Consider the following 878-nt stretch of genomic DNA (forward strand, 5'->3'; position numbering starts at 1 on the left):
GGCAACCACCGGCAAACGGGGCCCGCCGGCACCGCTGACCGCGCGCTCGGAACGCTGCGGCGGAAGCGTGATGACGGTCTCAGCGGCGCTGGACCACCACCAGATGGCGGTCGCCCACCAGCGGGTACCTGCAGCGGACGCACTTCCAGCACCTGCCAATCGGCCGGCAACTGGGCGATTTCCTCGTGCGGGTAGACGCCTTTCATCGCCAGCAGCTGCCCTCCCGGCCGCAGCAGGTGGCCACCGACGGCGATGATGCCGGCCAGGGTATCCATCGCCCGGGCGGTGAGGTTGTCGTAGGCGCCCGGCTCCTCCAGCGCCTCGGCCCGGGATTCGGCCACCCGCGCGTTGCCCAGCCCCAGCTTGCGTACCGCCTCGCGCAGGAAGCGGGCCTTCTTGCCGTTGCTCTCCACCAGCGTGACCTGCAGCTGCGGGTGGGTGATGGCCAGCGGAATGCCCGGCAAGCCCGGGCCGGTTCCCAGATCGGCCAGACTGCCGGAATCGACATGCGAGGCCATCGCCAGCGAATCGAGCAGGTGGCGGGTCACCATTTCGCGCGGGTCGCGGATGGCAGTGAGATTGTAGGTGCGGTTCCAGCGCACCAGCAGGGCCAGGTAGGCCAGCAGCGGCGTGGCCAGAGCGGTGTCCAGACCCATGGCCTGCAGGCCGCGCGCCAGATCGGTGGCGACTTCCGGCGGAAGGGAGATGTCATTCATGGGCGAATTATCGCAGGCCCGATGCCGCTTCCGCCGCCTCCCGCCTGGCTGACAGTGAAATAAGGCCCCGAACCATGAGGTTCCACGACCTGCCGGCACCCTGTCCGCGCCGTACGACCGCGCCCGCGCCCACGACGCCCGGCCTCACAGCGGATACCACGC

At 69.9% G+C, this 878-nt stretch carries 1 pseudogene; it reads right to left on the bottom strand.

Annotation, left to right across the window (positions count from 1 at the left end):
* Positions 1-79 precede the first annotated feature (79 nt).
* Positions 80-716, bottom strand: a pseudogene (gene rsmG / locus JCM9942_RS17055) (16S rRNA (guanine(527)-N(7))-methyltransferase RsmG).
* Positions 717-878 lie beyond the last annotated feature (162 nt).

This window comes from Stenotrophomonas pictorum JCM 9942 (assembly GCF_001310775.1).
Taxonomy (GTDB): Bacteria; Pseudomonadota; Gammaproteobacteria; order Xanthomonadales; family Xanthomonadaceae; genus Stenotrophomonas; species Stenotrophomonas pictorum.